General features: G+C 65.8%; 2 pseudogenes. Both read left to right on the forward strand.

The annotated features are described in order from the left end of the window. A pseudogene (locus tag SB753_RS34850) lies at positions 1-181 on the forward strand (acetyl-CoA C-acyltransferase); the annotation flags it as partial. 80 nt (positions 182-261) lie between these two features. Then, positions 262-444, forward strand: a pseudogene (locus SB753_RS34855) (long-chain fatty acid--CoA ligase); the annotation flags it as partial.

Below are 444 nucleotides of genomic sequence, written 5' to 3' on the forward strand. Positions count from 1 at the left end.
GCTCAACGTCAACGGCGGCTCGCTCGCGACGGGTCATCCGTTTGCGGCGACGGGCGGGCGCATCGTCGCGGGGCTTGCGAAGATGCTCGCGCAGCTCGATAAGCCCGCGGGCACCGCGCGCGGACTCATCTCGATCTGCGCGGCCGGCGGCCAGGGCGTGGTGGCTATTCTTGAGCGCTGACCTACGTCGCGCGAACCATAAGCAAAGCACTGCACAAACAGCACACAAACACATGAAGCCCCGGCTTCAGGAGACGACCGATGACCGAGCCCACTCAAGCCTCGCCCTCGCCCGCCGCTGCGAATCAGGCAAGCGGGCATGCCGGGCGCGCGCCCAACACCGACGGTATCTGGTACGCGTCGTACCCGGCCGGCGTGCCGCATGAAATCGACGTCAACAAGTACGAGTCGCTCGTGCAATTCTTCGACGAATGCATCGCGCAG

This window comes from Paraburkholderia sp. SIMBA_053 (assembly GCF_046534895.1).
Lineage (GTDB): Bacteria > Pseudomonadota > Gammaproteobacteria > Burkholderiales > Burkholderiaceae > Paraburkholderia > Paraburkholderia caledonica.